This window comes from Acidithiobacillus sp. TH-A36, from assembly GCF_057473445.1.
The window spans coordinates 1-4,331 of the sequence record NZ_JBYCKP010000636.1 but is presented as its reverse complement, the minus strand read 5'-3'; the positions used below and the strand labels follow the sequence as shown (position 1 = coordinate 4,331).

The window sequence follows — 4,331 nt, the reverse complement described above, 5'->3', positions numbered from 1 at the left end:
ATTTCAGTCCAGGACGATGTGGTCATGTAAACGATGGCTGAGTAGCCGGCCCAGGGCGGTCGTCAGGCTTTCGCCCGTCTGGCTGTCCAGCCATTGATCATCTTTGGCCGAAAAGCGGGCGGGACCATCACTGCAGGCCAGCCAGATTTGCTGAACGGCCTCCTGACGATTGATGATAATCTGGCTGCCATCGGGCAGGAGCAGGGTGAGCACGCTGTCAACCAGATCACATTCCACAACCGCAGTGCGTTCCTCAATGCGGGTCAGTAATTCTGTCAGAGTGTTTTCAACGGCGACGGCAAAGCTTTTTTCGTTCATTCGGGTTTCCTCAAGTTTGGTCCTATGATGCGACCTGACCTGTTGCAGGGCAAGTTTTGATCCATTAAGACTGGTCTGCGTGATTCAGTAATATGGTCAGAAACGATTCCCCATAGGCGGCGAGTTTGCGTTCACCAACGCCGGGCACTGTGGCGAGACTGGCCAGGGTACGGGGGCGCAGGCGCAGCATTTCCATCAGCGTCGCATCATGAAAAATTACGTAGGGAGGCACTCCCTGGGTTTGTGCCAGGGTACGGCGATGCTGACGTAAATCTTCCCATAGTGCTTTGTCACTGGCTGGGATTTCCTGGACCTTCTCTTTTTTTCGGGGCTGGGGATTTTCGTGCTGGCGCAGGGTGAGGGTTTGTTCGCCGCGCAAAATGGGACGACTCAGCGGACTCAGGCGCAGGCCACCATGTCCTTCGCTATCTACTTCAACCAGGCCCCGGAGTAACAGATGACGGAACAAGGCGCGCCAGGCGTTGGCAGATAATTCCTTGCCAATGCCATAGACCCGGAGTTGATGATGGCCCCATTGCTGAATACGGGGATCATCGCGGGCAAGCAAGACATCGACCAGATACTGAACGCCAAAACGCTGGCCCGTGCGGTGTACCGCAGAGAGGGCTTTTTGTGCAGCGACGGTGGCATCCCAGGTGGCCGGAGGGGTCAGGCAGTTGTCACAATTTCCGCAGGGCTGGGCGAGGGTTTCGCCAAAATAACTGAGCAAAGTCTGGCGGCGACAGGTAACGGTTTCGCAAAGGGCGAGCATGGCATCCAGTTTTTGGCCTTCCATTTGCTTGCGTTGCTGGTCGGCTTCAGATTGCTGAATCATCTGCCGCAGTTGCACCACATCCTGCAGACCATAATGCATCCAGGCTTCAGCTGGCAAACCGTCACGCCCCGCCCGACCGGTTTCCTGATAATAGGCTTCGATACTTTTGGGCAAATTGAGATGGGCCACAAAACGCACATTGGGCTTGTCAATACCCATACCAAAAGCAATGGTTGCTACAATGATGACACCCTCATCGCGTTGAAAACGCAGTTGATGGCGGCGCCGTTCATCTGCGGAAAGGCCGGCATGATAGGGCAGGGCGTCCAACCCTTCTGCCTGAAGCCATGCGGCAATTTCTTCGACGCGTTTACGGGAAAGGCAATAAACAATGCCCGCTTCACCATCATGGCGGTCGCGAATAAAACGCAGCAGGGCGTTGCGCGCACCCTGGCTGCTGCTGTGGATGTGGTAGCGGATATTGGGACGATCAAAAGACCGGGTAAAAATCCGCGCGCGTTGCAGTCCCAGCCGTTCGATGATTTCCAGGCGGGTTTTGGGGTCTGCTGTAGCCGTCAGGGCAATGCGCGGTATGGCTGGGAAGCGCTCGTGGAGAACCTTCAGTTGCAAATATTCCGGACGAAAATCATGTCCCCATTGGGAGACGCAATGTGCCTCATCAATCGCGAAAAGATTGACCTGACATTGTTGCAGCAGGCGCAGGGTACGATCCTGCAGCAGGCGCTCGGGGGCAATGTACAGTAAATCCAGCTGGCCGCTGCGCAGGGCTTCTTCGGTTTCGCGGATTTCCCGGGGTTGAATGCTGGAATTGAGCGCTGCCGCCGCAACCCCCGCCTGCCGCAAGGCATTCACCTGATCTTCCATCAGCGCGATGAGTGGTGATACGACCACACCAGCACCCGGACGGGCGATGGCGGGAATCTGGTAACACAAGGACTTGCCGCCCCCGGTAGGCATCAGCACCAGTGCGTCCTGGCCGCTCATGAGTGTGGCGATGACCTCCTCCTGAGGGGCTCGAAACTGTTCATAGCCGAAAGTGTGGCGCAGGATTTCGAGAGAGGGCGTGATGGTGGGCATATCTGCTGAGCTGATGTTATTCCTTAGCTGCCGGGTTGGGCATAGGCGGGGCAATTGATCTGCTGAATCAGTGGCTCGGCGAGATCAATGCGCGCTGCGCTCAACTGGCGACCCCAGACGCAGCCGCTGTCCAGGGCCAGCAAGCGTTCATGCACCAGCAGACCCTGAGTCGCCCAATGCCCGCAGATAATAGCACCACTGCTCTGCCGTTCAAAAAACCATTGATGCCACGGCGCATACATATGCGCAAGGTCTTTGGGTGGGGTGCTGGGCCAGTTGAAAAGACCATCTGCGGTGGCATAACGGGCGCGGGTAAATACCGCCACCCGAAAACGCTGGGCGTCTTCTTCGTTGCGGCAATCTTCCCAGCGATCCGGAGCGGGTGTAGCCCACAATGATTTCAAAAAGCGTTTCCAGTGCGGGCCGCATAGTGCTTCCTGCACCTTCAAGGCATGCACTGTAGCGCTGGAAATATCCCAGTCAGGATGAATGGCAGCATGGACCATGGTCCAGCCCAGCTCTTCGTCATGATGAAGCAGAGGCTGCTGCCGTAACCAGTCCAGCCAGTCACCGGCATTTTTGTCAGCGAGGAGTGTCGCAAGGGTGTCACTTTTTTTGGCGGGAACAATACCTGCCCAGCGCGAAAGCGCATATAAATCATGATTGCCCAGCACAATCTGGAGGCGGTCCTGCCAGTTGAAAAGCTTTTTCAGTAATGGACGACTATCGGGACCACGATTCAGCAAATCACCCGCCAACCAGAGGCGGTCATGCTGCGCATCAAAGCCGATTTTTTGCAATAACGCGTTGAAGGGGGCACAACAACCCTGCACATCTCCCAATGCGTAAGTAGCACCCATGGTATTAAAGGGTGATGACCTGATCGGAGATTTTCATCTGGCGGACCAGGGTTTTCATGCTGGCCGCCTCAATGCTGGAGTTGAGCAGGGATTTTTCAGACTGATGCAGCCATTCCAGGCCGACCACATATATTCGCGCACCCAGTTCCTGGAGTTCATGAATAAGATCCTGATGAACCAACTGTTTTGCCCCGATTTGCTCATCCAGAAAAGCCAGGGGGCAGGCTTCCTGAGCAAGAAAAATGCTGACCTCAACACCATCCGCCAAAGCCGAAGCTGCCATGCGCAGGCCGTGCAGAACAGGATTACCCTTTGCTTCGGGGTCGGATTTGAGGAGAATGGTCCAGTGCATTTCATCTGACTCTTTAATGGATAGTTAACTCTATTTTCTCCATAAGCATAGCATAAAAAAGCCGGAATAATGTATGTACTATTCTACCTGGGCCTGGTGCTTGAACTATAGGCAGTTGCGGCGCTGGGCTGTTGCTGCAAGCTTGACCAGTTGGTGCGGTAGCGCTATAAACCCATTGGATATATTTACTTGGGAATAACGTCAGGATTTACCCGGCACGACTTTTATGGGGAGGGGTATTGCGAAGCGCGGATCATGATCCAGGCTTTCCGGTCTATCGGGTGACAGCGGGTTTTGACCGTTTTCGCTGGATGGGGCCTGCTTTGGCGGGCCTGATATTTGTCTTTTTGCTGGCACCCTTTGCGGCGTTGATATTTGCGACTGACTGGCATGATTTTCATTTTGCCGAAGGGGATCTCGGGGCAATCCGGACATCCTTACTTTACAGTATGCTGGCGCTAATCATTTCCGTGCTGGCCGGAACCCCTCTGGCCTGGTGGCTGGCGCGCGGGCAGGGACGTGGTAAGTGGTTTTTTGATGCCCTGCTGATGTTGCCCCTGCTGACGCCGCCTCTGGCCTTGGGTATCTTGCTGAGCAGTTTTTATGGTCCCTATTCACCGGTAGGTAGCCTGTTCAGCCACGCGGGCATCTACCTCACCAATACGGCTCCGGCGTTTATCCTCGCCCAGATTTATGGTGCCATGCCTTATTACATCATCGCAGCGCGGGCAGCGTTTGAAGGCGTTCCCCGCGAACTGGAGCAAATCAGCCGGACATTGGGGCGCAACCGATTTCAGACTTTTTGGCGGGTCACCTTACCGTTGGCGCGCATTGGTTTGTCAGCCGGGGTGGCCCTGGCCTGGGTACGGGCCATGGGTGAGTTTGGCATTGTGTTGATTGTGGCGTATTTCCCTGAGGGAATTCCGGT

5 protein-coding genes are annotated in these 4,331 nt (G+C 55.3%); 1 reads left to right on the top strand and 4 read right to left on the bottom strand.

Annotated elements, in window-relative coordinates; translation table 11 throughout:
• Positions 1–3 precede the first annotated feature (3 nt).
• The 4 genes from cyaY to AC2VLY_RS15845 all read right to left on the bottom strand — a co-directional run bounded on the left by cyaY (position 4) and on the right by AC2VLY_RS15845 (position 3,403).
• Positions 4–318 (bottom strand): iron donor protein CyaY, encoded by a 315-nt coding sequence (cyaY, locus tag AC2VLY_RS15860; protein WP_486892944.1) that lies wholly within the window; start codon positions 316–318, stop codon positions 4–6.
• A 64-nt stretch (positions 319–382) separates the two neighbouring features.
• On the bottom strand, positions 383–2,191 hold the full coding sequence (gene recQ, locus AC2VLY_RS15855) for a DNA helicase RecQ (RefSeq protein WP_486892945.1): 1,809 nt from the start codon (positions 2,189–2,191) through the stop codon (positions 383–385).
• A 23-nt stretch (positions 2,192–2,214) separates the two neighbouring features.
• The gene (locus AC2VLY_RS15850; protein WP_486892946.1) at positions 2,215–3,051 is read right to left on the bottom strand and encodes a symmetrical bis(5'-nucleosyl)-tetraphosphatase; all 837 of its coding nucleotides are present in this window, start codon (positions 3,049–3,051) and stop codon (positions 2,215–2,217) included.
• Positions 3,052–3,055: 4 nt separating this feature from the next.
• The gene (locus AC2VLY_RS15845; protein ID WP_300253408.1) at positions 3,056–3,403 is read right to left on the bottom strand and encodes a DsrE family protein; all 348 of its coding nucleotides are present in this window, start codon (positions 3,401–3,403) and stop codon (positions 3,056–3,058) included.
• A gap of 239 nt (positions 3,404–3,642) precedes the next feature.
• On the opposite strand from AC2VLY_RS15845, the gene AC2VLY_RS15840 reads away from it, so the two are divergent.
• Positions 3,643–4,331 (top strand): ABC transporter permease subunit (locus AC2VLY_RS15840; protein ID WP_486922615.1); only part of this gene is annotated, 689 nt, incomplete at its 3' end.